At 54.3% G+C, this 26,186-nt stretch carries 46 protein-coding genes and 1 tRNA gene; 29 read left to right on the top strand and 18 right to left on the bottom strand.

Annotated features, from left to right (window positions below):
* Positions 1 to 204: 204 nt before the first annotated feature.
* The 4 genes from C7B82_RS32185 to C7B82_RS10325 form a co-directional block, all read right to left on the bottom strand.
* Complete coding sequence (locus C7B82_RS32185; RefSeq protein ID WP_181357437.1) at positions 205 to 375, bottom strand: TLTLP motif-containing protein; 171 nt, start codon at positions 373 to 375, stop codon at positions 205 to 207.
* Between the two features lie 183 nt (positions 376 to 558).
* Complete coding sequence (locus C7B82_RS10330) at positions 559 to 906, bottom strand: resolvase (protein ID WP_106256214.1); 348 nt, start codon at positions 904 to 906, stop codon at positions 559 to 561.
* Positions 907 to 1,009: 103 nt separating this feature from the next.
* Positions 1,010 to 1,171, bottom strand: a complete 162-nt coding sequence (locus C7B82_RS32180) for a hypothetical protein (RefSeq protein ID WP_181357436.1) — start codon at positions 1,169 to 1,171, stop codon at positions 1,010 to 1,012.
* A gap of 119 nt (positions 1,172 to 1,290) precedes the next feature.
* Complete coding sequence (locus tag C7B82_RS10325; protein WP_106256213.1) at positions 1,291 to 2,058, bottom strand: DUF1350 family protein; 768 nt, start codon at positions 2,056 to 2,058, stop codon at positions 1,291 to 1,293.
* 175 nt (positions 2,059 to 2,233) lie between these two features.
* Here C7B82_RS10325 and C7B82_RS10320 point away from each other — a divergent pair.
* Together C7B82_RS10320 and C7B82_RS10315 are read left to right on the top strand one after the other, a co-directional pair.
* Positions 2,234 to 2,306: transfer RNA gene (locus C7B82_RS10320), tRNA-Phe, on the top strand.
* A gap of 100 nt (positions 2,307 to 2,406) precedes the next feature.
* Positions 2,407 to 3,537: a site-specific integrase gene (locus C7B82_RS10315; protein WP_106256212.1), complete on the top strand. Its 1,131-nt coding sequence runs from the start codon at positions 2,407 to 2,409 to the stop codon at positions 3,535 to 3,537.
* On the opposite strand, the gene C7B82_RS10310 is transcribed toward C7B82_RS10315, so the two are convergent.
* From C7B82_RS10310 to C7B82_RS32175, 6 genes are all read right to left on the bottom strand, one after another.
* On the bottom strand, positions 3,527 to 3,745 hold the full coding sequence (locus C7B82_RS10310) for a hypothetical protein (protein ID WP_106256211.1): 219 nt from the start codon (positions 3,743 to 3,745) through the stop codon (positions 3,527 to 3,529). The two genes, C7B82_RS10315 and C7B82_RS10310, sit on opposite strands and share 11 nt — an antisense overlap.
* Positions 3,742 to 4,164 (bottom strand): hypothetical protein, encoded by a 423-nt coding sequence (locus C7B82_RS10305; protein WP_106256210.1) that lies wholly within the window; start codon positions 4,162 to 4,164, stop codon positions 3,742 to 3,744. Before C7B82_RS10305 ends, C7B82_RS10310 begins: the two co-directional genes overlap by 4 nt.
* Positions 4,161 to 4,526: an HNH endonuclease gene (locus tag C7B82_RS10300; protein WP_146141126.1), complete on the bottom strand. Its 366-nt coding sequence runs from the start codon at positions 4,524 to 4,526 to the stop codon at positions 4,161 to 4,163. The genes C7B82_RS10305 and C7B82_RS10300 overlap by 4 nt, the downstream gene beginning before the upstream one ends.
* Entirely contained in the window at positions 4,510 to 5,505 is a 996-nt protein-coding gene (locus C7B82_RS10295) for a helix-turn-helix domain-containing protein (protein ID WP_106256208.1), read from the bottom strand. Before C7B82_RS10295 ends, C7B82_RS10300 begins: the two co-directional genes overlap by 17 nt.
* Positions 5,502 to 5,705 carry a hypothetical protein gene (locus C7B82_RS10290; protein ID WP_106256207.1) on the bottom strand — a complete coding sequence of 68 codons (204 nt, stop codon included), beginning with the start codon at positions 5,703 to 5,705 and terminating at the stop codon, positions 5,502 to 5,504. The genes C7B82_RS10295 and C7B82_RS10290 overlap by 4 nt, the downstream gene beginning before the upstream one ends.
* 73 nt (positions 5,706 to 5,778) lie before the next feature.
* On the bottom strand, positions 5,779 to 5,937 hold the full coding sequence (locus tag C7B82_RS32175) for a hypothetical protein (RefSeq protein ID WP_181357435.1): 159 nt from the start codon (positions 5,935 to 5,937) through the stop codon (positions 5,779 to 5,781).
* A gap of 106 nt (positions 5,938 to 6,043) precedes the next feature.
* On the opposite strand from C7B82_RS32175, the gene C7B82_RS10285 reads away from it, so the two are divergent.
* Positions 6,044 to 6,400 carry a helix-turn-helix domain-containing protein gene (locus tag C7B82_RS10285; protein ID WP_219904227.1) on the top strand — a complete coding sequence of 119 codons (357 nt, stop codon included), beginning with the start codon at positions 6,044 to 6,046 and terminating at the stop codon, positions 6,398 to 6,400.
* Between the two features lie 206 nt (positions 6,401 to 6,606).
* On the opposite strand, the gene C7B82_RS10280 is transcribed toward C7B82_RS10285, so the two are convergent.
* Together C7B82_RS10280 and C7B82_RS10275 are read right to left on the bottom strand one after the other, a co-directional pair.
* Positions 6,607 to 6,897 (bottom strand): hypothetical protein, encoded by a 291-nt coding sequence (locus C7B82_RS10280; RefSeq protein ID WP_106256206.1) that lies wholly within the window; start codon positions 6,895 to 6,897, stop codon positions 6,607 to 6,609.
* 62 nt (positions 6,898 to 6,959) lie between these two features.
* Positions 6,960 to 7,397, bottom strand: a complete 438-nt coding sequence (locus C7B82_RS10275; RefSeq protein WP_106256205.1) for a hypothetical protein — start codon at positions 7,395 to 7,397, stop codon at positions 6,960 to 6,962.
* Between the two features lie 192 nt (positions 7,398 to 7,589).
* Here C7B82_RS10275 and C7B82_RS10270 point away from each other — a divergent pair, with 192 nt between their 5' ends.
* On the top strand, positions 7,590 to 7,976 hold the full coding sequence (locus C7B82_RS10270; RefSeq protein WP_106256204.1) for a surface-adhesin E family protein: 387 nt from the start codon (positions 7,590 to 7,592) through the stop codon (positions 7,974 to 7,976).
* A 30-nt stretch (positions 7,977 to 8,006) separates the two neighbouring features.
* Here the strand turns inward: C7B82_RS10270 and C7B82_RS10265 are convergent, their stop codons facing one another.
* On the bottom strand, positions 8,007 to 8,258 hold the full coding sequence (locus C7B82_RS10265) for a hypothetical protein (protein WP_106256203.1): 252 nt from the start codon (positions 8,256 to 8,258) through the stop codon (positions 8,007 to 8,009).
* A 234-nt stretch (positions 8,259 to 8,492) separates the two neighbouring features.
* Here C7B82_RS10265 and C7B82_RS10260 point away from each other — a divergent pair, with 234 nt between their 5' ends.
* The 7 genes from C7B82_RS10260 (at position 8,493) to C7B82_RS10230 (ending at position 11,320) form a co-directional block, all read left to right on the top strand.
* Positions 8,493 to 8,735 carry a helix-turn-helix domain-containing protein gene (locus C7B82_RS10260; protein WP_245939818.1) on the top strand — a complete coding sequence of 81 codons (243 nt, stop codon included), beginning with the start codon at positions 8,493 to 8,495 and terminating at the stop codon, positions 8,733 to 8,735.
* Positions 8,732 to 9,445, top strand: coding sequence for a BRO-N domain-containing protein (locus C7B82_RS10255; RefSeq protein ID WP_106256201.1), 714 nt, complete (start codon positions 8,732 to 8,734; stop codon positions 9,443 to 9,445). The genes C7B82_RS10260 and C7B82_RS10255 overlap by 4 nt, the downstream gene beginning before the upstream one ends.
* Entirely contained in the window at positions 9,438 to 9,863 is a 426-nt protein-coding gene (locus tag C7B82_RS10250) for a hypothetical protein (RefSeq protein WP_106256200.1), read from the top strand. The genes C7B82_RS10255 and C7B82_RS10250 overlap by 8 nt, the downstream gene beginning before the upstream one ends.
* Positions 9,841 to 10,170 (top strand): hypothetical protein, encoded by a 330-nt coding sequence (locus C7B82_RS10245; RefSeq protein WP_146141125.1) that lies wholly within the window; start codon positions 9,841 to 9,843, stop codon positions 10,168 to 10,170. Before C7B82_RS10250 ends, C7B82_RS10245 begins: the two co-directional genes overlap by 23 nt.
* Complete coding sequence (locus C7B82_RS10240) at positions 10,139 to 10,516, top strand: hypothetical protein (protein WP_181357434.1); 378 nt, start codon at positions 10,139 to 10,141, stop codon at positions 10,514 to 10,516. Before C7B82_RS10245 ends, C7B82_RS10240 begins: the two co-directional genes overlap by 32 nt.
* 75 nt (positions 10,517 to 10,591) lie before the next feature.
* Entirely contained in the window at positions 10,592 to 10,915 is a 324-nt protein-coding gene (locus tag C7B82_RS10235) for a hypothetical protein (protein ID WP_106256197.1), read from the top strand.
* A 27-nt stretch (positions 10,916 to 10,942) separates the two neighbouring features.
* Complete coding sequence (locus tag C7B82_RS10230; protein ID WP_106256196.1) at positions 10,943 to 11,320, top strand: hypothetical protein; 378 nt, start codon at positions 10,943 to 10,945, stop codon at positions 11,318 to 11,320.
* A 10-nt stretch (positions 11,321 to 11,330) separates the two neighbouring features.
* Here C7B82_RS10230 and C7B82_RS10225 read toward each other — a convergent pair whose 3' ends face one another.
* Positions 11,331 to 11,555 carry a hypothetical protein gene (locus C7B82_RS10225; protein ID WP_106256195.1) on the bottom strand — a complete coding sequence of 75 codons (225 nt, stop codon included), beginning with the start codon at positions 11,553 to 11,555 and terminating at the stop codon, positions 11,331 to 11,333.
* Between the two features lie 21 nt (positions 11,556 to 11,576).
* On the opposite strand from C7B82_RS10225, the gene C7B82_RS10220 reads away from it, so the two are divergent.
* Together C7B82_RS10220 and C7B82_RS10215 are read left to right on the top strand one after the other, a co-directional pair.
* Complete coding sequence (locus C7B82_RS10220) at positions 11,577 to 11,861, top strand: hypothetical protein (protein ID WP_146141124.1); 285 nt, start codon at positions 11,577 to 11,579, stop codon at positions 11,859 to 11,861.
* Positions 11,861 to 12,595, top strand: a complete 735-nt coding sequence (locus tag C7B82_RS10215) for a hypothetical protein (RefSeq protein WP_106256193.1) — start codon at positions 11,861 to 11,863, stop codon at positions 12,593 to 12,595. The genes C7B82_RS10220 and C7B82_RS10215 overlap by 1 nt, the downstream gene beginning before the upstream one ends.
* 50 nt (positions 12,596 to 12,645) lie before the next feature.
* On the opposite strand, the gene C7B82_RS10210 is transcribed toward C7B82_RS10215, so the two are convergent.
* The 4 genes from C7B82_RS10210 to C7B82_RS32170 all read right to left on the bottom strand — a co-directional run bounded on the left by C7B82_RS10210 (position 12,646) and on the right by C7B82_RS32170 (position 14,757).
* On the bottom strand, positions 12,646 to 13,491 hold the full coding sequence (locus tag C7B82_RS10210) for a hypothetical protein (RefSeq protein WP_106256192.1): 846 nt from the start codon (positions 13,489 to 13,491) through the stop codon (positions 12,646 to 12,648).
* Positions 13,492 to 13,732: 241 nt separating this feature from the next.
* The gene (locus C7B82_RS10205) at positions 13,733 to 14,029 is read right to left on the bottom strand and encodes a hypothetical protein (protein WP_106256191.1); all 297 of its coding nucleotides are present in this window, start codon (positions 14,027 to 14,029) and stop codon (positions 13,733 to 13,735) included.
* Between the two features lie 66 nt (positions 14,030 to 14,095).
* Positions 14,096 to 14,521 carry a hypothetical protein gene (locus C7B82_RS31450; protein ID WP_146141123.1) on the bottom strand — a complete coding sequence of 142 codons (426 nt, stop codon included), beginning with the start codon at positions 14,519 to 14,521 and terminating at the stop codon, positions 14,096 to 14,098.
* Positions 14,522 to 14,580: 59 nt separating this feature from the next.
* A complete protein-coding gene (locus C7B82_RS32170; protein WP_181357433.1) occupies positions 14,581 to 14,757 on the bottom strand; it encodes a hypothetical protein in 177 nt (58 codons plus the stop codon).
* 100 nt (positions 14,758 to 14,857) lie between these two features.
* Between C7B82_RS32170 and C7B82_RS10195 the strand changes: the two genes are divergently transcribed.
* From C7B82_RS10195 to C7B82_RS10130, 16 genes are all read left to right on the top strand, one after another.
* The gene (locus tag C7B82_RS10195; protein ID WP_106256189.1) at positions 14,858 to 15,124 is read left to right on the top strand and encodes a hypothetical protein; all 267 of its coding nucleotides are present in this window, start codon (positions 14,858 to 14,860) and stop codon (positions 15,122 to 15,124) included.
* Positions 15,117 to 15,257 carry a hypothetical protein gene (locus C7B82_RS32165; RefSeq protein WP_181357432.1) on the top strand — a complete coding sequence of 47 codons (141 nt, stop codon included), beginning with the start codon at positions 15,117 to 15,119 and terminating at the stop codon, positions 15,255 to 15,257. Before C7B82_RS10195 ends, C7B82_RS32165 begins: the two co-directional genes overlap by 8 nt.
* A gap of 51 nt (positions 15,258 to 15,308) precedes the next feature.
* Complete coding sequence (locus C7B82_RS10190; protein ID WP_106256188.1) at positions 15,309 to 17,450, top strand: hypothetical protein; 2,142 nt, start codon at positions 15,309 to 15,311, stop codon at positions 17,448 to 17,450.
* Between the two features lies 1 nt (position 17,451).
* Entirely contained in the window at positions 17,452 to 18,033 is a 582-nt protein-coding gene (locus tag C7B82_RS10185; RefSeq protein WP_106256187.1) for a hypothetical protein, read from the top strand.
* A gap of 13 nt (positions 18,034 to 18,046) precedes the next feature.
* Positions 18,047 to 18,619 carry a hypothetical protein gene (locus C7B82_RS10180; RefSeq protein WP_106256186.1) on the top strand — a complete coding sequence of 191 codons (573 nt, stop codon included), beginning with the start codon at positions 18,047 to 18,049 and terminating at the stop codon, positions 18,617 to 18,619.
* Positions 18,620 to 18,690: 71 nt separating this feature from the next.
* A complete protein-coding gene (locus C7B82_RS10175) occupies positions 18,691 to 20,136 on the top strand; it encodes a phage terminase large subunit family protein (RefSeq protein ID WP_106256185.1) in 1,446 nt (481 codons plus the stop codon).
* A gap of 4 nt (positions 20,137 to 20,140) precedes the next feature.
* Entirely contained in the window at positions 20,141 to 20,362 is a 222-nt protein-coding gene (locus C7B82_RS10170) for a hypothetical protein (RefSeq protein WP_146141122.1), read from the top strand.
* Positions 20,362 to 20,649, top strand: coding sequence for a hypothetical protein (locus C7B82_RS10165; protein ID WP_106256183.1), 288 nt, complete (start codon positions 20,362 to 20,364; stop codon positions 20,647 to 20,649). The genes C7B82_RS10170 and C7B82_RS10165 overlap by 1 nt, the downstream gene beginning before the upstream one ends.
* Entirely contained in the window at positions 20,649 to 20,915 is a 267-nt protein-coding gene (locus tag C7B82_RS10160) for a hypothetical protein (protein ID WP_106256182.1), read from the top strand. Before C7B82_RS10165 ends, C7B82_RS10160 begins: the two co-directional genes overlap by 1 nt.
* 100 nt (positions 20,916 to 21,015) lie before the next feature.
* Positions 21,016 to 21,243, top strand: a complete 228-nt coding sequence (locus tag C7B82_RS10155) for a hypothetical protein (protein WP_106256181.1) — start codon at positions 21,016 to 21,018, stop codon at positions 21,241 to 21,243.
* A 162-nt stretch (positions 21,244 to 21,405) separates the two neighbouring features.
* Complete coding sequence (locus C7B82_RS10150; protein ID WP_106256180.1) at positions 21,406 to 21,753, top strand: hypothetical protein; 348 nt, start codon at positions 21,406 to 21,408, stop codon at positions 21,751 to 21,753.
* Between the two features lie 13 nt (positions 21,754 to 21,766).
* Positions 21,767 to 22,003 carry a hypothetical protein gene (locus C7B82_RS31445; protein ID WP_146141121.1) on the top strand — a complete coding sequence of 79 codons (237 nt, stop codon included), beginning with the start codon at positions 21,767 to 21,769 and terminating at the stop codon, positions 22,001 to 22,003.
* A 236-nt stretch (positions 22,004 to 22,239) separates the two neighbouring features.
* Positions 22,240 to 23,952, top strand: coding sequence for a hypothetical protein (locus C7B82_RS10145; protein WP_146141120.1), 1,713 nt, complete (start codon positions 22,240 to 22,242; stop codon positions 23,950 to 23,952).
* 100 nt (positions 23,953 to 24,052) lie between these two features.
* Entirely contained in the window at positions 24,053 to 24,388 is a 336-nt protein-coding gene (locus tag C7B82_RS32160; protein WP_106256178.1) for a hypothetical protein, read from the top strand.
* 67 nt (positions 24,389 to 24,455) lie between these two features.
* Positions 24,456 to 25,520, top strand: coding sequence for a hypothetical protein (locus C7B82_RS10135; RefSeq protein WP_106256177.1), 1,065 nt, complete (start codon positions 24,456 to 24,458; stop codon positions 25,518 to 25,520).
* Between the two features lie 66 nt (positions 25,521 to 25,586).
* A complete protein-coding gene (locus C7B82_RS10130) occupies positions 25,587 to 26,177 on the top strand; it encodes a hypothetical protein (RefSeq protein WP_106256176.1) in 591 nt (196 codons plus the stop codon).
* Positions 26,178 to 26,186 lie beyond the last annotated feature (9 nt).

Genomic DNA, 26,186 nt, shown 5'->3' with positions numbered 1-26,186 from the left:
AAACGCTTTACTCAGATCATAGCGATCTCAGGACGCCTTTGCAGTCCATCTATTCTCCAAGATCTTGCGTCATTCACGCAAGTGCAATCGCAAAAAGATTACTCATTGTCTCTCTTGTAGAGATTGACACACGACTAAAAGCATCGCCACAGAGAGCTTAGACAGCAAGCAGCAGCGTCAGCGTCGGCCTTAACAACTGCTTCATCAAGGCAGACTATGGTTAGTAGAAGGCAAAGGAGCCGAGCCGCTTGAATAGTGAGCAATCACGACTAACGGCGCAATAAGGGTCAGTATGGCGATGACGATGCCTACAAAGTCTGCTGTCCAATTGGACGATCGCTCAGACGGATTGGCAGACGGACTACCTGGTTCCATAAAAATTTCTACGCACCAAATTTGATTGCAGTGAAGCCAAACGACGCTCGTCTGGACAGTCACTCTACAGATCATCTTAGCGAGTCCATCTTGAGCCGCCAGTTCTAGTAAAGAAACGCAATGTTTACGATCGGAGATTATTCAAGGTGCAGTTTTTGGGGTGTTTAATTCACGAGCCTTAGCTTACGACTGCTCTTTTAGGAGTGCATGAATACTCTGTAGTTCTGCCAAAATCGCCTGTAAAAGCTCCTGTGTTGGCGTTGGTGGAGCCTCGCGAACTTCAATAGTGACGTGCTTAATCTTCAACACATCTTTAGCAAAGCGGGCCACCTCATTGGGATGGAAAAGCAACACATCATCTTTGTGCAGGCGCAATTCAGGATTCAAGAGTGATGGATTATAAGGCGGATTTAAGGCCGTTGCATCGGTATTGGCGTAACGATAGATTGAAGCTCTGGAACGGTTCAGCGTTTTTTGCACCGCTTCAATGTCCATCAAACCATTCCACTCAACGTCAGCTTCAGTATCCATAGCCATTCCCAGAGTTGTCGCTTTAGACTCCGTGAATCTTATCATGAGATTCAAGCATTGCTCAGGTTGCATCACAGCTTTTCTCTATCGTTGGTGCTTCCCGCTAAAGGGCATCGACGGTTAAAAGAATGGCCATCATACTTGCACAGAAGAAACCGATGCCACAGAGCGGGCTTGCCTGTAGAAAGTTGACTAAGACCCAACAGGTAAGAGCCGTCAGTACAAACAGCATTCCCAGTTGAAAGAGCGGCTTGAAAAACGCCATCGCCAATGCTCCTATCGCGATCCGGAGTCAGACTATGCTACGACGTTTCGTTACAACAGTCTTTGGGCACATGCATGGAGGACAACCGACAATATGCAACGCCAGCACTAGGAGCGGCTTTAGCTGAAGGATGCGAGTGGATCGAGCCACCGCAAGATGGCACGTTCTAGCTGATGAAGTTCTCGGTACACTTCTTGGCGCACCCATTGTCCGATCGCGTCCAGCGGTGTAAATAGTTCTCCTGCTTGCCACTTGACATCGGGGCCGAGAGGCGTAAGGTGGTTTCCGGGCAGCGTCTGAGCAACTACCATGCCTGGAAAGCGGGTTTGCAGGACATCAGTAAGCACCGTCGTTTGATCGATCGTGTCATTTGTAAACTTCACCAGCAAATTTCGGCGCACCTGATAGTTTTGGGAGACAAGCTGATTTGTTTCCAGTGGGGACGGGGTAAACTCTACTGCGAAAACAGGTGAAAATTGCTCCACCAACGGTACGGCATTACGCGCCGAAAAGTTATTGAACGCAATCAGAACATTGCCTGCTCGTTCGACAGGAAACAGGCTACCAATCAGCAAATGTAGCTTGCAGCCCATGCTGTGACCAACACCATAGATTGGCAGGTAACGCTTGCGGAGCACAGTAGTATGTAGAGTCTCCAGGGTGCGCTCGAATGAGCGAAGGACAGTGTTTGCGATCGCGGTATGGTCAAACGTATTCACAAACGGTGTGGCAACAATCACGTACCCTTGTGCTGCTAACTGCTCTAAGAACCTGCGATAGGTCACGTGCGGTGCGGTCGCAACAAAGGCACCACCGAGAAAATGTATGATCGCAGTGGGTCGCGGTGGTACTAAGACCCAGTTGCCAGAAATTTCCTGCCAGTCCATGCGTTAGAAAATGAAGGAATGAGCAGTAGAACACACTGCATAGTCTCATTCTGCCGCACGAATCCCACTTCCCGCTTGAGAAGCAAGCTTGGCGCGATCGCGATTAAGGCTGATTTCCAAATTTACTTGCATTTAGCTACAGACGTTTGCTAAGTTGATTAAGCGCTAAATCTGCGCCGGGATAGCTCAGTTGGTAGAGCAGAGGACTGAAAATCCTCGTGTCCGGGGTTCAAGTCCCCGTCCTGGCATTCACTTTTAACCGTCTTAAAGCTGTTCTGGGGTACATCCTGGTTATGTCAGCTTGTGTCTAGTTAGGTCAATTTATGCCAGAATCAGCCATGTAAAACGATGACAGATCTGGTTACAGTGCCTCAGAACGGTCTTGATATTGATGGTCGGATCGCTCAATCAAACGGGCGCTTGAAGGCTTCTAAGCTACCTGTGAGTATTGAACGGCGCGGTGGTACGTTGTGGCTGCGTGGCACATTCCCGCCCAAGCCGGGGGCGGCACGAACGCAACCCTATCGACAGAAGCTAGCGCTGGGCGTGAAGGCTAACCCTGCCGGGGTGCAGCACGCGGAGAAGCAGGCGCGGTTAATGGGCGCACAGCTCAATTTGCAACAGTTTGTATGGGCTGATTGGATCGAGTGCGATCGCTCGTCAGTGGCAACGGTCGCCGCCTGGGTGCAACGGTTTAGCAGAGAGTATCAGGGCACCGTTGAGCCGATCACCTGGCAGAAGGACTATTGCAATGCGTTCTTGAAGCTGCCACAGGACGCACCGTTAACCGTCGAGCTGCTCAAGGATGTGCTTCTCAAGGTCAAGCCCAACTCACGGACACAGCGGCGCTGCGCGTTGGCTTTTGGTCGGTTAGCGGTGTTTGCAGGTCTGAACGCTGATTTTAAGCATCTGCGCGGCGGTTACAGTTCTGATAAGTCACCCGATCCGCGCAACATTCCCAGTGATGCGCTGATTGCTCAGTGCTGGCAGCAGATTGCCGATCCGGGCTGGCGTTGGGCGTTTGGCATGATGGCGACGTTTGGGCTGCGATCGCATGAAGTGTTTTACCTGGACACAGAAGAGTTACAGGCTGGCGGCTGGATGATTGCGGTGAAGGAAGGTAAGACTGGGCGGCGCATGGTCTGGTCGTGTTACCCCGAATGGGTCGAAGCGTTCGGGTTGCGATCGCCCGTGCTGCCAGCGGTAACAGGGACTGAACACGCTGACTATACCCAACGTGCCTCGCAATGGTTTGGACGGGCTGACTATATCCCGTTTACCGCGCTGGATCTGCGCCATGCCTGGGCGATTCGGACGTTAGCCTGCGGACTGCCCTACTCTGAAGCTGCCGCTCAGATGGGGCATAGCGTGACGGTGCATGAGAAAACGTACCATCGTTGGATTACGAAGGAGACTCGTCAGAAGTTGTTTGATGCGGTGATGTGGCGAAGCGATCGACCGCTGCCGCCTACCTCTTAGCCGCTGGTTTCACGCGCCACTCGTTGACGGCGGTGAGGTTGATTTTAATCTGTCGGTTGGCAGCTCCAGCGCGGCGATCGTCAATCCATTCAAAACCCTCGCGCCATTCGCCGCTATCGACGCGTCGTAGGATGCTGCGACGGCTGTAACCGCTGCCTAAGAGCCGTGATGCTTCGCTGATGGTGACAAGTTGGGGGCTGGTTTTCATGGTTTTCGTTTGGATCGCTGGTTCAAAAACTGAATAATTTCCGCACTGGGGCGGCGCTGGTCAATCATCTGGCTAACCTCGCTCATGAGTGCGGTTTGGACATACCGCTGCTGCTTGCGTCCGTCGTCATACCATTCGTAGAAATAGCTAGTACTGGGACGTTTGCGCTTTTTGTTGCCGATCCGTTCTTTGATGGAACCGCTGGCTTCGCCCTTCTTGGAGTAACGGCGCTTAGGTGGTGGTTGTTCTGGAGTGTAGTGGAGCGGGTTAAGGTGCTGTCCGTCTGTCGTTGTTATCCATCCTGACGGTGCTATACGGGCGATTTGATTCAGGGGTACAGGGTTTTCGATCCAATAGGCTTCGACTGCTGGGACAAATGACTGCTGCCAACCTGCAAGGACTGTGCTGATTGAGTTCATGGCAACCCCTCGATCTGCTGTTGCCCGTGCCGTTCGCGCTCGATGTGCTGTTTGCGTCGTTGGGCAGTGATGCTGATATCGTTTCGAGCATGGCAACTGATACACCAGGCTTTTAGCTCTGCGGCGGGGTTTTCGGGGTCGTGGCGAGGATGAGCCGCTGTGAGGATATAGCGCCGGGGGTGTTCGGCGGCTGCGATGGCTTCGCCTACTGTCCAGCCGTTACGGAGGATGAACGTTAGCCAGTCCTCGCCTGGTTTGAGGCAGATACGCGAGCAGGCTTCGCAGATCCATGCGGCGCGGTCTTTGATGTTGAAGGCAATGGCTTCCCAGTTGGCGGGGTAGCGCTCACGTTTCATAGGCATCACAGATTCCCTCATTGGTGAGGCTGAAGCCCCATTCACGCTTGAACAGGTGCAACATTTCTTCGATCAGGTCTTGATAGCCGTCATCCCAGAGTTGCTGTAACCGCCCCAGTGCCCAGGCGCGATCATGCCGTTCCAGGGCTTTGCTGATGCTTAGAGCCGTTTTGTTAAGGCTGGGTTCTTCTGTCCGTCCCTTTGTGTTTCGCTTCGCCTCGTTTGCGGTGAAGCCTTGCCCGTTTAATTCTCGTTGCAGGCTGGCGTTGAACATGGCGCTGGGATTGTTGCATTTACCCCGCTTAATCTGCTCTGCGACGGCGCTTACAGACTTTTCCACAGCCAGCCGCGTTTCGGCGGCAGATCGCTGTAACCGCAGCGCTGCAATTGTTCTGGAGTGAGTGCCGTTTGTTTTGATGCCTGCTTGCGTAGCAAGCATTAAAAGCGCTTTAACCTCTGTCTCATAAGGGTTTGAGAGGTCTAATTTTGTACCAAGCCCATCACTGTTAAGCGACGAAGGAGCAACCGTACTTGTACCAATTGTTCTTTTAAATTCTTTATTAGATCTATTGGTACATTCGGGGTCTTTGAAACTGGCTTCTGGAGCGGGTTCTGAAAATGATGTGTTGTCTACAGATCCATTTGGTTGTCTCACGATCATCGAAGTTGTCTCACGATCATCCACGTTGTCTGTAGACAACACGTTGTCTACAGACAACTCTTGTGAGAGAGAAATCAATCTTACCCGCGCCGTTTTAATTTCAAGGTCAATTTCTTTTGTTTCTGCAAGCCGTCTTAATGCCCGTGAGACAGTGCCTTTGTCAAGCTTCAAGGCTTTGCCAATATCGGTTACAACAACGTCAAGCCACCCGTTTCCAAAGGGATCGAGTGTTCGGAGGTAGTAGAGCACTTTGATTTCTGCGGGTCTGAAACGGTCATTGTTGGTGATCCACTCTTCAGCGGTGAGGCGGTAGTGACGTGTCATTCCGCCACCTCGCCTGACGTGGGTGGTTGTAACAGCGCCTGGTAGTGACGTAGACCGCGACGGGTGATCAATCCGTCTTTATAGTCTTGAAGGGCTTGCTCCCACGTCAGCTCATAGCCTGTATTGGTATGACCGGCTTGAGTTGAGCCAAGCGGTGCTTGTTCGCCCGGAGACAGCGGATCACATGATGTATTCGTCATGATGCAGATAGATATTCTGACTAGCGCCCCTCTTCGGTTTGCTGACCTTGGAGGGGCTTTTGTATGGCAGGGTCTAAGAAACTTTGGTTTTGACGTTAGCGAGATAGGCAACCAGGGCATCTTCAATGAGGTCAGCCATCACGCGACGTTCTCGAATTGCCTGAATTTGCGCTTTTTCCTTCAGCTCTGGATGAATGCGCGTCGTTAAGTTTTCGCGCTCTGATTTATCCATCGTTCTCCGTGATTGATTGATTGATCACTACATTACACTTAATCAATCGATTAAACAATCAAATTTTTGTGTGAATCTTTGAAACCATCGCCATAAGCTGCGTTAATTGATTGATCAGTCGGTCAGCTTGGATGGGTTTGCTTTGGATGAGGGAGTTTTGCAGCGTCTTGCTACGGCTGTTTATGCCGCGCGTGGTGGTCGCTCACAGCGCGTCTTTGCGAAGGTGGTTGGTGTTTCGCAATCGACCGTACAGGCTTGGGAAAACGGCAAGAACATTCCCAATCTGGAGAATTTAGAAAAGCTGGCAGAGATTAGAGGCGAACTACCGGAAGAGTTTGTAGCGTATCTCTATGGGCGTGTGCTGACGGAATCGCCGTTAGAGCAACGTGTGAAGGGTATGGCGCGGCGGGAAATTGCCCGTCTAACACGCGCGATTGCTACGTGGATTGACCCTGACCACTAAGTTTTTTTAGAGGCAACTCTGGGCATTAGTAAGCCATTAAACGAGCGGATCGCCCCCCACGCCACCGTAAATCGCCGCGAAAACAATGCGCCGCGTTTCGTCGTTCGCGTCTGCGGGGTTGACGATCGCTTTCCCGGATCGGCACACAAAAAACACCCCTACCAGGCGGCGGGGTGCTGCGACAACGTGGGTGCGCGGTGGTCAGTCTAGGGCTGGCTGAGTCCTTCCAATCGTTCCAGAATGCGGCGGTTCTCGGTCTGTAAGCCTCTAATCTCAGACTGCATTGCGTCCATACGAGCGATAAATTCACGGCGATCGAGCCGCTGTTCTTCGATCGCATTCCTTAATTCATGTCGATCAAGCCGTTGTTCTTCAACGAGCATGAGAATGGTCGCGGTATTGTTGTCTGAGATGCCTTTGAGGGTGGTAATTTCGCCTGCTTGTACGCTCACTACGCCTGCTAGCGTGTCGAGCATTGCCTGTGTCCATTCAGCCATTGCTTAACCTTGGTTGGGTGTTCTGGGGTGGGGCGCAACTCCCACGTAAGCGCATTGTAAGCCTACTTCCCGCGCTGGATAAAGACAGAGCAGGCTAACGACGCGATCGCCTGCTCCGTCCAGTTGGGCAAGATTGCCGCTAACTTCTGCGCGATCGTGCCCATTTCGATGATGTCGTTATCGTTGCTGCGTGCTGGCTGCTGCGTCGTCAGTGCGTCGGTGGGAGCTGTCGGGGTGCTGGTGGCTTTGCGTTGCTGCAAGATGGCGAGCAGTTCGGGGGTTTGGGTTTTCCCTAGCTTCCACTTGCCTTTGATCAGCTCCACCATGACGGTATCGCCGCGCTTGAGGTAATCGCAGAGTCCGCCGATCTTGTAGTAGAGACGGTGTTTATCGCCGCTGACATCAACCTGCGTGGTATATTCGACGCCGTTGACGGTGCTGGGTGCTTCTTTGGGGTCGTAGTCGAGCTTGGCCCAATTAGTGGTGATAGTGGCGGTCATGTGGGTGTTCCTGGGGTGAAAGTGGCGTGTAGTATGGGGTTAATGCCCCGGTTCTTCAAATGTGTTGGGGCAGTGAAACCGCGTTCATTCTTGGTTGGGTGGCGCGGTTTTCGTTTGGGTTGGCGTGTGCTGATGGCGTTGTTACACGGTGGGGAAGGGGAAGACTAGGGGGGTTGTTAGCGGTAGTGCGGGATGAAGTTTAAGGGGCTGTTGGTGACGGTGGCGATCGGGTTGGGGGTGCTGTTGCCAGGGGTGGCGAGGGCGGTGCAGTGGGAAGAAGTGGCGATCGGACGAGTTTCGCGGATTTATCTTGATATCCACTCCGTTCAAAAGCGTGGAAAGACTGTGCGGTACTGGGATCAGGTGGTGTTTAATGTTGCTCAACCGGATGGCGTGAGAAGCTACAAGTCTCTCAATACGGCTGATTGCACCACTAGAACTTGGCGAGTATCCAGAGAGGTTAATTACAACGATTCTGGCCAGGTAATGAGTGATGGAGCACTGAAGACGAAAGCTGCGTTTACGGCGATTCCAGGCACGATTCAAGGGACGATGATTGAGCGAGTCTGTCGGCGCTAGGGAGGGGGCAACTCCCTAGCTTTGTGTGCCCTAGAACCGGGCGGCGCGACCAGCGGCGCGACCGAACCAGTAGGCTTCGTAACCGCTGAGGCTACCGCGTGCGCCCTGGTTGTTGAAGGCGTGATCGAAGCCGGCTTGATAGCGTTGGTCGTCGGTCATGGCCTGGGCGCGGAGGGTGGCCAGGTTGAGGGCGGGATCGGCGGAGGCGTGGAGGATGTTGCAGCGCCCGGTGCCGCGATGGTCGGGAGCGGTTTGAGCGAAGTTGATTTGGGTTGCTAACATGATGAAATCCTTGTAATGAGGGTTGCTTGGAGAGGGAGCGGGGCTTGATTGGAGTCGTGAACCGCTCTCTTTCCATATCTCTATATTAGCGCTTCCGCTATCAATCGTCAACACTTCCGCTATCATTTGTTAGTGTTTCCGCTATGTAAAGCCTCGCTTATAGGAATTAAATATTTACTTCCGCTTGAGATTGTGTAAGGATGATAGCGGAAGTACTATTAGGAGATGCGGAAAATGATATGCAGACTCCCATCGTTAATCGACGAGCGAAACCTTAAGCTGTCTGAGGCAGGAAAGCCTGATAAGCGCCTGACTCAGCGCAAGCTTGCGGAAGATATTGACGTTGCTACGACGACGCTAAATCGCCTGTACAACAACGATTTCACTCGCGTTGATGTGAACACGATCGAGCGGCTATGCAACTACTTCGAGTGCGAAGTTGGAGACTTGTTTGTCCTGCGGGAGGTTGAGCCATGACGAGCGCGATCGCCTTATTTGGAGCGTTTGAGCGATACAACGTTCGCTGGAATGGTGATATCGATAACCCCTGGTGGGTTGCGGCGGATGTTTGTAGCGCCTTAGGGTTAACCAATGTTTCGATGGCGGTTAACGGCAACCCCATAACTGGTGACTTAGGGTTAGATGACGACGAAAAAGATAACATCAGGATTCCTGATACCATCGGCAGAAGTCGGAAGACGATCATCGTCAACGAAGCAGGTCTTTACCGTCTCATCTTCAAATCGCGTAAAGCTGAGGCAAAAACGTTTCAGCGTTGGGTGTTCCATGAAGTGCTGCCCTCCATCCGCAAGTACGGCTGTTATCCACCGTGGGCGAATGGTGAGCGGCTGTCGCCGGAGGAGCAAGCGGACTATGAGGCGGCATTGGCGGAGCTGTATGAGCGGCTGACGCTGAAGCTGGGGGAACCGTTTGGTGGTGAACACATTAGCGTTTGGGCTGCCATCCTGCACCGGAAAAGGGAGGGCTGTGAGGAGCCGTTTGATGCGGCGGCGATCGTGGCTTACCTGGCGGAACCGGAGCCGGAGATGGACAACCCAGGGCTGCACATGGAAGTGGCAGCGGTAGCAAGGTGTATTGGGCAGTTGCGGCGTTGGGGCTGGGTGACTGAGGAACGACTGTTGCCTAGAGCATCGCTGCACGTTTTGGAGGGGGGTGCGGATGACTAGCACTGTGCGGACTTTGAGCGCGATCGCGCTACTCTTGAGCCTAACTGCTTGCATCCGTGAGGGTGAGTTTGGTCCGTTGCCTTCTGACCTTGCGCCGTTGTTTGGTCGGGGTGCTGCCCCAGCACGCGCACCAGCGCCGCATGTGCCTGCTACGGGTGCCAGTAAGATGCTGCAAGACGCAGAGAGCCTTGAGGACTGGAGTGATGAGGTAGCGGTGCCCTTCAACCGAGACAGCGCTGTGATGCAGGCAGAAGCGTTAAGGCGGTGCCAGCAATTGTTGGGTGGTGATCCGTTATCGCAAGTGGTAGCAGTGGAGCAACGGACGCGTACCCCGAATCAGTCGGGCAATGTGAAGTGGATTTGCAAATTTAGAACCGAGAAAAGGGAGGTGCCTGGTGCATACGACAATCAGAACTAACGTTCGGCAGCTTGCTTGGAGGCCATCACCAGGCGAGCATTACCTTTCGGTAAATGTGGCGCTGGTGCCAGACTTAATCAAGCTCTGGGAGTTTGGGCACTCTTTGGGGTTGCAGCCGGAACTGACCGTGATTCAATACCACGATCGGGTAGAGGTGCATTTGCTGTTGCTGCATGAGCAATTGGAGCCGGGGACAGTTTTAGGCTTTGAGTGGAATGCGCTCATCGAGCGGCTGCTTGAAGTGGATGTACCTGATGAAGCTATCCGCCATACCTATGGTGGGCAAATGGCGCGTGAGGCCGCTTAAAGCCATGCACTTTAACCCGTTACAAGGCAAGCCTGGAGAATTTCGCGTGGCGCTTAACCTGTCTGAACTGGAGGAACGAGCCTGGTCACTCTTGGAGCGATCGCAGGCGTTGGGCTTTAAGTCACCTCGGTTTGAGACTTACACGCGGCGTTCTGGGGTAGTGGAAATCTGGGCAGTGCTGCTGCAAGAGTTTCACGACTACTACGCCGCTACAAACCCAGTCGTAGACCAGTGGGACGACGCTCTAGCTGAGTTGCGGCAAGCGATCGGAGCGGGGCATGAGTTCAATCTCATTGTGCTCTGCAACTTTGCTGAGTATCTAGAGCCGCAGCCTCTAGCCGTTTAATTTGTGAGCGATCGCGCCGCTGCAAACGACGCGATCGCCTTGACTGCGCTACTCATTCATCACGAGGCATAGCACATGCTTAATGTATCAGCCGTGGAAGCACGGCGCGCGATCGCGCTGCCTGCAAAGATTCCAGCACCGAAGTTTGGGTTCTTTGAGCGGGTGCGTTTTGAGGATCAGGTGCTCACGATTACGGGGTTGGAATACCTGGACGCGGCAACGGCGCAGCGGCGCAACCTGGAGTATGGTTACTACGGTGAAGAGCCAGAGTGGACACCGGGATGGGAGTACACGATGAGCCTGGCGCATGGCGCGCCGCTCGAAGCCGTTGAGGGGATGATGCTGGAGCCGTTGCAGCTGGTAGCCACGGAAGATGAGCTAGAGCCCTTAGAAGGGTAAACTACGGTTGTTACACGGTGGGGCATGATGAAAGATCAACCGCGTTTGAGTCAGGGCACCTTTGCGAGCCAATATAAAGAACGTCGGGGGGCGGCGGCGATCGCGTTACGGTTGCCTGTGTCTCTGGACGCCCAGGTGCGAGCGGCGGCGGGGTGGCAGAGTAAAGAGGATAACGAGGCGCTACGGGTTTGGGTAGAGCAGGCGTGTCGATCAGCGGTCAGCGGTCAGCGGTCAGCGGTCAGCCAGGCCGCGATACGAGCAAGCTCAGGCAAAGCCAACGATGTGGCCACCGTCCGCGCCGCTGCTAACCGTGTGGCGATGACCATCCAGCCGCGTAACCGGGCGCTGGTGATGAGGGCGTTTGACGCGTTGCTGGGGGAGTTGGTAGCCGGGGAGGATGGTTAGTAGTGGGTGGTCAGCGGTCAGCAGCCGGTGTGACCAGTTGCAATTTGGCGATCGCCGTCTGGGTTTTCTTCCAGGCTCGCCAGCCAGGTATGTTGTGCTGTTTGCCTAACGCCTTCAGCTCCTGAAGACTCAATGTTTTGAGGTCTAAGAGTGGGCTGCTAGCGGGTGCGCTACCGGGCGCGACAACGGCGAGCACGGCGATGACGACGACGACGTAGACGAAAAGTTCAAACATGATGACACGCTCTCAGTAGTGGTGGTTTTAGTGTGGACAGACTGGAACGGGAGTGCTCAATGTCGTCTCATGCGCGTCAGAGAAGGGCACCCTAGACAAGACAGCCAACGGCTCTTGATGATGATTCGCAAACTCTCACCTTTTCTTAAAACGGCTTGGCTCATTCGCTACGTAGCGATCGCGCTCATCATTACGGGCTATCTGGACAAGCAAGAAAACCGCTTAACGCTCGGCGTCGGGCTGTTACTTCCAACCAAGCTTGAAAAAGTCGATCAGGGTCTGGAAAAAGCAAACTCGAAAACGTAATGCTCCTCGACTGGCTGAGTGATTTTGTGCATTGGCTCCGTGCTGCTGTGGGGGCTGACACTGAGCCGATCGCCCTCGAAACGCATCTATCTAATGATGGTCAATGCTTGCTTTACCTGCTTGCTGATGGCCAATCAGAAACGTTTCCCGGCCTGGTGCAACTGTGGCTAGTGAGTCATGAAACGGCTCACTTCGACCTTTTGATCATTCTGGTCAATCTGGCTCAAGCCAAAGAGCTACGGCGTACAACCGCAGTCGCTACCCTGCCGAAAGACTGGCATCGAGCCTTTGAGGTGAAGGCTCGTTTAGCCATGCAGCAGCAGAGAGGCATAGCGGCGTCTCACTTGTTCCTCACGGGCTGGGTGAGCAAACAACCGATATCGGCTCGGTTCGTTCACTCTAGGCTGGAATACTTTCGCCGCGTCGAATGCAGCGTTGTCCTGGCCTTAGACCTACAGGGGAATACGTTTGCTTGGGCGGGAAGGAATGATTACGCTGCCAAAATCGTCCGCACGATCGCCAAGCGAGTGCTTCAAACACCTCCTGGTCAAGTGCTCACCTGGGAGGAGTTAATTCGCTCCCTTGATGCTGATGGTCTGGATGGCAAAGTTACCTGGATTACCTGGCTTCATCACTATGCGACTAAGCCCAAGAGCACGCGCATCGCCGAGAAACATATCTTGCAACCGCCGATCGTGCGTTCCAGCTTCCGCACACCTTCCGATGAGTCCTAAAAAAGAGACGACGTAGGATGTACGTCGTCTAAGTCAAGATTCTGCTCCTATCATGCCTTGCTCCGCTCGTCCTGTAGTTTGTTAAACGCAAGTCTTAGCCTTGTCTTTGCAATCGCGCGATCGGCTTCTGGAAACTCTCTGACTGCTCGTTCCATGTGCGCGAGTCCGGTTGGTGTTTCCTGTACAATTTCCTTCAACGCCTTGGCGGCATCGCCTTTGGGATCGACCGCTTTGAGATAGCGCTTCGCACAAGTGCCCCAATTGCCCTTAATCGGTATGTAGAGTCCTTGCAGCCTCACTTTTGGTAGCTTAGTGGGCGCATCAGAGACGAGCTCTGGAGCTGCCGTCTGTTCTGGGGCATGAGCGATCTGATCTTGAGCTATTAACCCATTCACAAGAGACGGTGAACGAGCCTCAACCTTAGCGATCGCCAGTGCCGCGATCATGTCGGTTAACTCTTGCACCACATCATTGATCGTTCGCGTTGGCGCTGCTTCGACGACTGCCGCCGCTGCCTTCTCCATCCGCTTTACTGCGGTTGTTTGCCTGGGTGTTGCCTTTGTCTGCTGCCGTTCTGCTACTGCCATAAGACCAACCTCTGCTGCTGTTTGTTGCCATTGTAAGACGGCTACATGGCTGAAGACCTCACGACCGTGCAAGTACACCGCGATCGACTGGCAACCAGTGGCGATGTACGTCAGCTCGATCAACTCACCCCAATGTCTGCCAAGCGCGTCAATCGCAGCGTGATTATCAGTGCGAATCAACAGTTGTTCTTCCAACGTCGTCGTCATGATCGCCGTGCTGAGTGCGTCGGGGAAGCGCGATCGTAAGCGTTCGTGCTGGTAGGGGTGGAGGGCAGCGTAATCGTCTTCAGTGAGTTCACAAGACAGCATGGGAGGGCAGGAGAGAGACAGTACACCTAGACTGCCCAAACCTTTTTTTGGGGTGACTCAGGGGGAATACGGGAAAGCTATCGAGACGTGGCTGAAATTTGTGGAGGTGAATCGGGGCTGAAAAGAGGGCGATCGGGCGGGTGCGGCTGGGGACGATTAGGCGCAATGACCGTGTTACAACGGCAAAAAAAACCTCACTACCAGGAGCAGGTAATGAGGGCAAGAGGGTTAACGACGCGCTTTACTTTGGTTGCTCACGGCTTTGAATGTAGTCAGCAACCATCACTCTCAGGTCTACAAGCCCGGCTGTGAGTTCGTTGATCGCTTGTCTGCTGAGCTGCCCCTCGGCTGTAAGTTTATCGATCTGCTTTTGATTGAGTTGTTGTAGCGCGGCAGTTGTGGCTAGGGTTTGATTGATTTCAGCGATCTGAGTATCGTGCTGCGCTATAGCCTGCTGATGTTCAGCAAACCATTGATCGTGCCGTGCGATCGCGCTTTGATGCGCGGTGACGATTTGAGTCAGTTCTTCGGTGTTCATGGTTGGGTGTTTCTTACGTGGTGAAAGTGTAGCAAATCCGGGGCGCGACTCCCGGCAAAGCGCGTGTTAACGGTTGAGGTAAGCGGCTAGGGTCTCATGCCCTAAGTGCTGCAAGGTGGCGTAACCATGCTTGCAGACGGCTTTACCGAAGCGATCGATCTGGTTGGCCCAGTCTTCACAGGTGCAGGCGATGTGGGTGCCTGCAACTTCGACTTGATAGGCTGGCTGCGCTGGCTGGCTGCTGGTGACGGTGTAGACGATGCCGAAGTAGCCGTGATGCTGGCTGATGACCTGGAGCGCACGGGCGGCGCGTTGGCGGCTGGCAACGAACTCAGTTTTGTAGCGACGCTTAGAGATGAAGGTGGGGCGCTGGCCCTTCACCCAGACCCACACGACGTAGAAGAACTCACGGATCTGGATGGTGCGGGTGGCGTTGGCTAACAGACGACGGGTAGCAGCAGCGGAATAGAGGAAGGTGTTTGAGGTTTGCATGTTCTTGGTTGGGTGGTTGTGTTCTGGGGTAGAGGGGAGTGGTTAGCTCCCCGGTGGGTCTAGAGGGCGCGGCGGTAAGCGCTCATGTAGAAAACGCGGTGGCTTTGGGGGATGCCTTTGAGGTTGGGCTTTTGTCCGGCCTGGGCGGCGGCGGTGCCTGCGGCGTAGGCGTTGTCTGAGGCGGTTTCGTAGGTGGTGTTAGCGGGGGCGGCCCAGTAAGCGGTGGATTTCGTCATGTCGGTTAACCTTGGTTGGGTGTCTATATATCTAAGATAACAGCGCGTATACGCATAACCCTCAGCAAATCTACTGAACTTTTTAGCGAGTATACGCGCTATGCTAAAGAGACTGATTGAGGCGCTTTTGATGGGCAAACGCAAACAGAACTCTGACGCAGCGATCGCGGCTCAGAACTGGGATCGGGGGTTGGGGACGTCGCACGATTTCAAGCCAATCTGCGTCAAATTTCCACCGCTGATTGATGCGCTGCTAAGAGCGATGGAGTCGCGATCGGACTACATCCGGGCAGCAGTAGAGCGGCAGCTTAAAGACGATGGGCTGCTAACGAGCGACCAACCAACCGAAGAGGGGAAAAATGCATAGTTTTTGGCAGAGTTTGAGCGCCGCGATCGTGGTGTGTTTGTGTTTTGCTTTTCCACCGTTGCTGCTGCTGGTCATCCCGGCGTGGCTGTGGTGGTATCGGGAGGATCAGAGGCAGCGGGAAGTTGAAAAGTGACGACGGGTCGCAAAGGGGGCATTGTAGGGAGAGTCTTTCGGAACTTAACTGATGAGCAATCCACCCACCTGGGGCGAACTCGGATCACGGGCACTGCGGGTTGCCAAAGTGAAGGCGAGGGGTATCGGCACAGCGGCTACAAGTGCGCGTAACACGGTGCAATCTAGCCCTCAACTGGCGACAGTGGCTAAGACGGCTGGCACGGTAGGCAAGGTCTCTAAATTTGGGTTGCCTGTCGTGGGTGGCCTCATTGATGCTGGGATCGGACTGGCAGAAGGAGAAGACCCGACCCGCGCGGTAGCGGGGGCAGTAGGCTCGACTGGTGGCGGTGCGGCGGGTGCCTGGGCTGGTGCGGCGGCTGGTGCGGCGATCGGCGCGCCGTTGGCTCCGTTTACCTTTGGACTTTCGAGCGCGGCGGGTGGTGTCATTGGTGGTGTCGCGGGTGCGATTGGGGGCAGTATGGTGGGTGGCTGGGCTGCTGATCGCGTGGATCAGGCGGTGCGTGGTCAGCAGCCGATCGATAGCAAGCGCCAGCAGCCGCAGCCAAACCAAGGATCAGGGCAACCGGGGCAAACGCGATCGAGCGCGAATAGCTCTAACTGGAATCAAATGGGAGATGCTACCTATAACCAGGCAGCTCCCAACTATCCCGATATCAAAGGGCAATTTAAGCCCAACCCCAACGCGACTTACAGCTATCGTCCGATGCAGCGAGATGGTAGCGGTGGTTTTGTGACGCAGGGCGGCGCGATGCCTGCACCCATGCAGACGGCACAGCAGCAACGGGGACAGTTGCAGCCTGCAAGCTTTAACCAGTCGGGGCAAAGCAGCGAAGGCTGGCAGACACTACCAGGGTTTGAGAAGGGTGGGAAACGTGACGCCTTCACTGAGTCGGCAGCGTCGAGCGCTCAACAGACTCCTTCACCTGGTAACAACGGTCAACTGACGCAGGTCATGTTTAACCCTGCCAGTTTGGGCAAGGTTGCAGCAGCGGCAGCGCCGGCAGCAGCGGCAGCGCCGGCAGCGGGTGCTGTCGGCGGCATTGCCGGGAAGGTAGCGGGTGGTGTAGGGAAAGCGATCGGCCCCCAAACCTGGTTAGGAGAGGCGGCAAAATACGCGCTTATCCTGCCTGTTTTAAAGGCCACAGGGATTATTGCAGGGGCACCCCCACCACCGGCTGCAGCGCCTGCAAACGCCGCCGCGTTGAAGTATGCCAACCCGCAGCCAGCCTGGTGGGATCAGCTCCTCTTTGGCGGTGCGGTGAACCGGACGTTTGGCAATCCGCAGGGCTTTGAGTATCAGAAGCTGGATGTGGAATCAACCACAAAGCAGCGCGGTCAGGACATGACGCAAAACACTGCGATGCGTGGACAGGATGTGCAGACATACCGTACCGATGTGGGTGCGGAGACGCAGCGGCGGGGGCAGGATCTGAATTTGGTAGGTAAGGATCTGACCAGTGGCAGGCAGTTAGAGGGCACTAAATACCGCTCTGACCGCTTTTTTCAGGGGCGTGAGTTACGCGATGGGCAGGGGGGCAGCGCCGATCGCACGAACGCTAGTCGGGAACGTCAGGTCACGCAGACCAACCAGACCCGCTACGGCATTGCTGATATGCAGTATGGGAAGGGTGGCTCGAAAGACCGCACGAATGCCAGCAATGAAAAGCGCGAAACCATCAAGGGGACATTCGGCAACCAGCGCGAAACCATCAAGGGGACGTTTGGCAACCAGCGCGAAACCATCAAGGGTGAGTACAAAATTGCCGATACCCAGGAAGGCAATAAAGGTAAACTCGCTGTGGCTCAAGTCGGCTATGCCGGAAAGGTAGATTCCGCCACAATCAACGCCGCTGGCAAGGTAAAAACTGCCGCCGTTGCGGGTGGCTACAAAGTGCAGCAAGAGGGCGTGAAGCAGTTGGGCGCTGCCAATACTGCCAGCATCAAAGCCGATGGCACGGTTAAGGTTGCTGGCGTCAACCTACTGGGCACTCAATCTAAGGCTGACGCAACCGTTAAAGTGGCTGGCCTTAAAGCTGATAGCGTCATGCAGGCAGCTCAGACGAAAGCTGAGGGGGAAGGCTCTAAGGCCGCTGGTGTGTTGGTTGCCAACCTCAGCAAAGACACTGCCAACAGTATGGCAGCTGAGGATAAAGCCCGGATTGCTCGTTACCGTTCACTAGGAGTTTATTAACATGGTCAGCTTTGCCAGTCCTGGCCTCATCGGTGGCCCTCGTACAACAACCGTTTCTCAGATCGGTGGCCTTACGGCTGCTGGCCAGGAAAGCAACGCCTTAGAGGGTCAGTTGCAAATTCTCAAGCTGAAGCAAGCGCTTGCAGCCGCTCAATCTGGGCAGAGTGCCGATAATTCACCAGCGGGATTGCAGGCGGCTCGATTGAAGGCTGCGTTAGATCAGCAGCAAGTCGCGGCAACAGCCGCATCGGGCCGTTTGAATGATACGAATGTGGCTCAACGCGATTTGCAGAATACGCGCTTAGCGGTGCAGCGTGACAACCTGGGAATGCAGCTAGCTTCTCAACGGGCCAGTCAGGGCGATCGCATCCAATCGACTGAGAAGGTTAATACTCAGAACCTGGCCGCTCAACTGCAACGTCAGCAGGTCGGCATTCAGGGTCAGAAGGACGTACAGACCAATGCGTCTGGTCTGGAGGAACAACGACGCAAAGACGCCGCTGTTCGTGCGCTGGCGTTGTTTAATGGCACTCCTGGCGGGGCTAATTTGAATATGGCGGCGGCCAGGGCGCAATTGGGATAGAGAGTAGGGAGTTATGGCACAGAAAAGCCCACAGTTTGATGTTGATAAGGCCCGGTCGCAGATGAGGGCTGAAGATTTGGCAGGGTTTGACCACTTCTGCCGCTTCAGTCCGACCTATGGGGATATCCAACGACGGTTGCAGGAGCTGGGCTTTCAGGTCAGCGGTTCTGCGGTACAAGCCTGGTTTACAGCGACTCATCCGGTCGGCCATGAGGCGAAGGTGATCAATGCGCTGACGCTGAATTATGCGGGTGTGGAACCGTTCACAGCCTTACAGATGAGCATGGCGATCGCAGTCAACCTGACAGATGCCTTGATGAAGCATTGCACCCCAGAACGGCTTGCCTCTGCTAGCGCTGGCGATCTGATGATGACGATTGGCAACCTGCTGAAGGAGATGAGAACCTGCGCCAGAGTGCTGCAAGACGTTAAGGTGACGCGAGACAGGAAGGCTTTAGAGCTGTCTGGGGGCTATCGTGTTGTCGAGATCCTGCGGCATCTTTCTGAGGACAGTTCGCAGGCTGAAAGCATTACAGACTTTTGTGATGCGGCGTTGTTGCAGTTGGAGCAAGAGGTGAACGGTTAAATTCCAGTGTCTTAACGGTTCTCTAAAGGCACTCTGAGCAGTCAGCCTAGAGCGATCACCCAGTTCTGCTTATGCCTGTCCGTCTGCACTCTCGCGCTAAGTATCGCGCTAAAAACCGTAAGGCTCAACCCGCTCCATCCTCTCCGGCGGCTCTCCTGGCGCGTCAAGATTTAGGCGCGTTTGGTGCCTATGTGGTTGATAAAAAGCCAGCCGCGCACCATTCAAGCTGGTTTCCCTACCTCGTTACTGGTGAAGATTCCACCGAGTTACACGGCATTTCAGGTGGCTATCTGTCGATTCTGGCTCCGCGTGGTTCGGCTAAAAGCACATGGCTGGCGTTGTATGCTGCCTTCGCGATCGGGCTGAATCCCCACATTCAAATCATCTACGTCGGCTATTCGGAATCGGTGGCGTTGAAGCAATCCCGCATGGTGAAGCGGATTGTAGCAAGTAAGGCTTATCGGCAGGTGTTCCCGCATATTCGACCGGGGAAGCGCTGGTCCGATCGAGACTGGGAGATTGATAAAGAATACGCCGGAGTGACGGCACTGGACTCTGACTATACGTTCTACGCGGTCGGCGTCTGCGGCGCGATTACGTCGCGTCGGGCCAGTTTGATTATCTGTGATGACTTGATCAAGTCCAGTGCTGCCATTGCTAACCCTGACGTACGCGAAAAGATGATCTGCAACTGGGGTGAGGTGCTGGAACCGACGCTTATCCCTGGGGGTCGGGTCGTTTCAATTGGCACCAGGTTCCGTCGTGACGACATTCACGCCACTGAGTTTACAGCCGAGAACGATTGGGAGGTCATCCAGCAGGGTGCGATCGAGTACGACAAGCGGGGTCATGAGGTTTCTTACTGGCCTGCTCGGTTTGCCTTGTCAAAGCTTCAAAAGATTCGGGATAAGAAACCGCTCATCTTTTGCTATCAGTACCAGAACCGTCTGCCAGAGAATGAGGATGAAGCCAGCATTAAGCCCGGTTGGATTAAGTATGAGTCTTTACCCTCTAGCTTTGATGAACTGGTCTTAGGCATCGATTTAGCGGCGTCTGAGAAGCAACGCAGTGACTATACTGCGATGGTGCTGGTTGGTCGCAAGGCAGAGATGTTCTACGTCGTTGAGGCGCTAGAGTTTCGCATGGTGGGGAACCTCCAGAAAATCAAGCAGATTTGCGAGCTGCGGAAAACCTACGGCAATTTCCGCGTGATTGTGGAGAAGGTTGCTTATCAAGCCTCGTTTGAGGGCGATTGGAAAGTGGAGATGAAGCGCCGTCGCCTCTCCAACTTTGTTTGTGAGATGGTGACGCCGAAAGGGGATAAGGATAGTAGGCTGGAAGGCATCAGCGGCGTGTTTGAAAATGACATTGTTCGATTCAATCGCGCTAAACCGTGTGGTCGCCTGGTCTCTCAGCTCTTACGCCTGGATATTGAACACGATGATTTAGCGGATGGGTGCGAGATGGCAATCAGCAGACTGCAACGTCGATCGCGTCGTCCTCTATCCTTTGCGTAGCATGATGCATTCCCTGGCTTTGCAATGGTTAGCGTTTGAAGCTTCGGCCCTCGCTGAGTGTTCAGTGTTGGAACGAGCGCTGTATAAACGAGCGTTCTATGCGGGTGCGCTGGGGATGCTGGCAGAGCTGCAAGCGGATTCAGAGGCTCGACGGTGTGAGAGTTTAGGGCAGGATGGGGGAGACGAGTGCAAAGAAATGATGTGCGATCGTGAGGTAATCGAATGATGGTGGCAGCTATTGGTAGAACGATTCGGACGCCTGAAAACCTATGTCCTCACTGTGGTTATAAGCTTGATGCTTGCTCGGTGCCGTTTAGCCTTGACTCTCCCAGCGTTGGTGATCTTTCGGTTTGTATTGACTGCGCTGGGTTGTTGCAGTTTGGTAAAGGTTTAGTTGTGCAAGCATTAGCTCAGGATGTGATCTTGGATCTCATGCTTACCGATCCATCGACTTATGCTCAATTGATGCAATTTCAGGCGGCTGCTTTGGCTGCGAAGGAGGGCGATCGCTAATGGAAAGTCTTGCGCGTGTTTGGGCGCGGTATGAGCAAGGGTTAGCGTCAGCGGGTGCGACGTTAGCTCAAAGACAAGAGATGCAGAAAGCCTTCTATAACGGTGCTTCTACGTTGCTGGCCATTCTTAAAACTATCCCTGACGATTGGGATGGAGAGAGGGGCGCTGCCGTGCTTGAGGGGCTAGAGCAGGAGTGTGTAGATTATGCAAAATTAGCGATAGCAAAGTATGAGGGGCAGAGGGGCAAGGGCTTTGGACAGAGCTAGACTACAAACCTTTTTTTAGGGTAAGTAGACAGAGGTAAGGGAATCATATCGAGAGGGCGCACAAATTTCGCCGCCCAAAACGCCGCCCAAACACTGCGCCATGAAACGCCTACAATTTCGCATCCTCGACCATCAAACGCCTGTGGGCTGCTACCGTTTTGAAGTGCAGAAGCGATCGCCGTTCCTCTGGATCTTTCCGGGCTGGTGGCGGTTTGTTAACTCGTTCCACACTCAGGATCAAGCGATTGAAACGGTGCAGAAGGCAGAAGATGAATTTAACCGTAGCCAGGGCTTACCGATTGAGATTTATCGTATTTGCCTTAAATGAATTTACTTGTCTTCCACTATTACCGTGATGGCTCTGTTGTCTCCATACCTGTGCCAGTTCAGCTTGTTTATGCTGACTTTAGAACGTCTCGGCGCACGGTGAAGTTAGCTGACGGTTCGGTTATGGTAGTTCATGCTTCCGACCTACTAACCGTGTAACGCGATGAAATTTACTGAAGCTCCTGCTAATGATCATTATGTGGTGCGCTACCTTTCTGATACTGGTGTGTGGGAGTGTGGTATCGTCCCGGTGATCTTTGGTTTCCGCATTTGTGCGAACGCTGTCAGAGACGACGGTTACAGCCTGGTCTATTGCTGCGGGTCCGATCGGGGAATGTTGCTGGCAGTCCTGGCGCTGGTCATGGCTGGGCTAGAGCAGTTTGATGAACAGGTTGCACCCTGGCAAGTTGAAAGCGCTTTCCCGGTGCAGACGATCAAACCGATGATTAAAGACGTGGCCTGCTGGGAAGCGTTAGGCGCGCTGGCAAACTGGGATCGGGTGCCTGTTTAAGGAGAGCAATATGATGAACAACGAGCAACGGTTAGCACTGGCAAGCCAACGACGGGCGGCGCTGTCCGTCGCGGGATGTTCTACTTATGTTCTGGGGTCTTACCCGCATGAGCCAGCGATTATCTGTCTCTGCTGCGGTCGGGGTTCGTTTAATCTGACTGATGCCAAGCGGCTGTATTGCGCGTTCTGCGATGCATGGCATACTGCAACCGTTCAGGTTGACGCCATCTCTAGTCACTCCAACTTATAGGCGTGTCTGCGGTCCGATCGTATGACGCGGTAAATGACGCCGCTGTTCAAGTATTCGACATACTCAACACACCAATTTTTCAGCAGCATCATCCCGTAATACTCATCATGTGGCTCTTGCCAGTGTGCGTTTGATACGCTCTGCCACACCCTTGACCCAACCACTTTGGCGAGTAGGGTAAATTCGCCTGTGTTCTGGGGTGCGATTGGTTGATGTGGTCTGGGCATTCTGGGGCTATGGCAACACTCCCAGAGATTTTAGCGGGTAACGGGGAAAGTCTCGTTATTCATAACCATTTGCAGCAGATGATCACCTTCGCCCGTGCTGGGGGGGTGGAATTTGTGGCGCAAACCGACAGTGAGGGCCTGCGAAAAACCTTTATTGATCGGCTGGTGCGGAAAAATCGGCTCAAGACGCGTCTCAAAAGTATGCTGGTTCGCATGATCAAGGGGGGCAGACTGCTGCTTTACCTGCGTCCGGTGGCGGACGGCTATCGCATTCAGGATTACCCTGCGGATCAATACCGTGCGGATTACGATGCGAACGGCGATCTAGAAGCCGTGGTTATCATCTACAGCTATAAAGCGCGTCAGACATCCGGACAGACAAAGGAACGCTGGGTGAGGCTGCGGCTCACGGCTGATGTGATCGAGAAGCAGGAAGGGGACGCCAAACCAGACCTTGAAAATGATCAGTATCAGACGCCTGTAACCACTGCGCCGATCGCGAATAGCCTGGGCTTCATTCCTTGCATTGAAGTATTGAACCCAGTGCCCGCCAGTGAGAAAGAAGGGGTGAGCGATTTTGAGGAGATGGGTTCCCGGATCGAAGCTCACGACACGATGATCGAAGCGATTATCGAGAACCTGGATTTTTTCTGTCGTTCGCCACTGCTAACCAACCGCGAAGCCTCTGAAGTGACTGAGGCAATGGGTGAGGATTTGTATTCTGGTGGGGTCGCTCATGCCTCCGGCTATCGTCCTGCGGGCGCGTCTTCGCCACGTCGCCAACGGAGCCAACGCAAAATCAAGCGCGTGATCGGGGGTATTGACGAAGGCGAAATGTTTCAACAGCTAGTGATCAATCCCGTGCCTGGTGATCTACTGGCCTTTGCGAGCCGCTATGAGCAACAGCTCAGAGAAGCGATGGGTGGCGTGTATGAAGGTGGGATCGAGACTGCCGCCGAAACCAGCATCGTTTACGGCAAAGTGCAGTCCACAGCCGCAGAGAAGCAAGAGGCACTCTACACGCTGGGACTGTGCGAAATCCTGGAGATGGCGATTTATGCGGAGGAGATGTTAAACCTGGCCTCTGGTGGCGCGATGGGTCTGCCTGAGATGGGCGATCGGACGGTGAACTGGCGTGCTGCTCCCGTGTTTGTGGAGTCCACGAACGAGATCAACCTCCGCACGATCAGCGCTCGTAACCTGATGAAATTTGTCGGCGTTAGCGCCAAGGAGGCTTTGAAATACGTCTTTCCTGGGAAATCTGACAGTGAACTGGATGGCATGGTTAGCGATGGCGGTTTTCCCAGTGACTACCTTTCTACTGCCATTGGGATGCTGCAACAGCTTAACCAGGCGATTGATCCATTAACGGGCGTTCCGCAAGTTGATCCGGCTACAGGTCAACCGTTGAGCGCTTATCTACTGCCCTTTATCATCAACAATCTGAACTATGGACAGCAATTTTCAACCGTCCCCAACAACGACAGCCCCAGCAACGTCGATCCCAACCGCGCCATCAGCGCCGCCCTCGGCACCGTCGCCAGAATCCAGCAACAGTCAGGGCGGGGGCAACAGTTGGACGGCATGGAGCCAGCAAATGTTAGGGAACCTCTTCAACTCCCAACCCCCGGCTCAACCGTTAGCGAGTCCGCCTCCAGCGGCGGCGGCTTCCTCGACTTCAACCGCTCCCCCGTCCTCAACGCCATCCGGTCAATCTTCTAGCGGCCAACCTGCGGTTGATGAGCATGGCTTTCCGACCGATGAATCTTATTTGCGCGAGCAGGGTCTAAGCCTGGTCGATTTAAACCGTGAGTACGTAACGATGCAAGAACAACAGCAGCAGCTTTTAGCCGTCTTAAGTGATCCACAGCAACGCGAGCAGTTTTTAGCGGCGTTTGACTCAAATGGGAACCCTACAACTAACAACGCTCCGGCTGACGCTTCTCAAGCCCCTGCTGGTCGCCAAACGTTTCCCGGTGGTGCACCTGGCCAGCAGCAGCAGCCAACGACTTTAGAGGGCTACTACAACCAGATTAAACAGGCTACAGCAATGGGCTATCCCGTCGATAACCTGTCTGCGGCTTACCAGCTCTGGGACTCTGTACCCGATGAGGCTTGGAGAGGACTAGCGGGAACGCTCATCCAGGGGGATTTCTAAGCCCGTTTTGACCGTGTAACAAGCCACCCAACCAAGGAAATACACTGTCCTCTATACTCTCTAACTCATGGCTATTTTTTTGGACGATGCGGTTCCCGGCGTTTTAGGCCGTAACCTGATGCGGTTCGCTCCCGCGTATCCCGCGCTCAAAGTGTTTCAACCGCCCACAGTCCACGACTATGCAGCGGTGCGAACCAAGTCAGTGCAACTGGATCGCTTTAAACCCTGGGGTGAGAAAGGTCTGACTAAAACGTCTCGCCGTCGTGACAAAACGCAGATTATTGGCACGGCTAACGCAGAAGCGCTTTCGAAGTCTACAAAGAGCATTTCGATTTACGAGCATTCCGGCCCTTCGGATATCAATGGCAACGCTTCAACGCTGCACCTGACGAAAGAGGATATGCTCTACGCCCGCCAGATGCTGTGGCAGTTTGGTATTCAGAAATTTCACGAAAGCGTGGGATCGGCTAACCTGGCGGATGACTTCCAGCGCTGGTTTGACCGCATCCATTACCTGGAGGCGATGAACACGACCGTCAAGCGCAACCCAGCAGGCAAGACGGACGCTAACACGCTGGTTACAGACAAGTTTACGTCTAACGATTTGATGTCGATTAAGTTTCAACTCGCCAAAAAGAACACCCCGCGCTTCCAGGACGGCACCTATCACGGCGCTATTTCAGAAGAGATGCTCGCGCATTTGCTGACTGATGCCGACTTCAAAAACTTTGCTATCGCCACGATTCAAGGTGGTCAGGTGCCTGCGGCTCAGAGTTATCAAGGCTTTGGCCCTCAGTCGATTGGTACGGCTATCAGTGGGATGCCAATGCCTGCCGGGGGTCAAGAATTGCCTCCCATTGTTTATCAGGGTTTTACGCTCTATCCCACCAATAACCTGCCCACACGCACCGTTAACTCTCTCACCGCTTATCTGGGCATCTTCACAGGGCCAGCGGCGATCGGCATCGGTTCCGGTGGTCGTGGCCCGATTGTTGAGGTGGACAGTCAGACAGACTTTAACCGTCATTTCCACTTCATCTGGTCGTGGTGGGGCGATGTGGTTTACCTCCTTGATGACGATGATTCCAGCGGCTGCTGTGTTGAAGCGCGTACATTTGCCGCTGTAACCTGATGCTTTCTGGCTGTCAAACCTGGACAGACGCTTTTCTCTTACACCTTCACCCCTCACTCTACTTTTATGCCTCTTGCTGGTAATTACATCTCAAACCGCGCCGCTCTGCGAAGCGGTATCGATAACCTCTTTCCTGGCTTTAGCGCCTTCGGTTTCTTTGGCGTGGCGGCTGTCAATACAACCGCTGCGGCTTCGTTTGCGATCACTGACGCTGACGGCAACCCCGCTACTCTGACAGGGACAGCGACTGACCCGATCTACTATGCTTCCTGCTCCTTTAACCTGCCTGCGGGCCTGGTCGCTGACGCGGCTAACCGTGTGCTGAAACTGGCTCCACTCGCGACGACGGCGGCGGGGGCTACGTCTGCGTCGAGTGCGGTATCGGCTGCAACTCCTTTCGCCTATACGGCTGAGTCTGTCCGTTCTGCCTCGGTGCCTGGTACCTGGGTCGCTTCGACGGCGGCGGCTACCTGGCAGCTTTTCAGTACGGATGGTTCTAACGCGGCGGCGGGTACGCTGGCGGCGGCGGCTGGCCTGGTCTACGTCGATATTGAGATTATCTACCTCAAGCGCAAACCTGCCATTAAGGCGTTTGATGCGTTGCGCTCGAAGTCTCAAGCGTATATTGCGGCTGGCGTTGCGGCGGGTTCTCTCTAGAGGTCAATG

This window comes from Stenomitos frigidus ULC18 (assembly GCF_003003795.1).
GTDB classification, from domain to species: Bacteria; Cyanobacteriota; Cyanobacteriia; order Leptolyngbyales; family Leptolyngbyaceae; genus Stenomitos; species Stenomitos frigidus_A.
The sequence above is the reverse complement of the archived record's forward strand: the minus strand, read 5'-3'. Positions and strand labels throughout refer to the sequence as shown.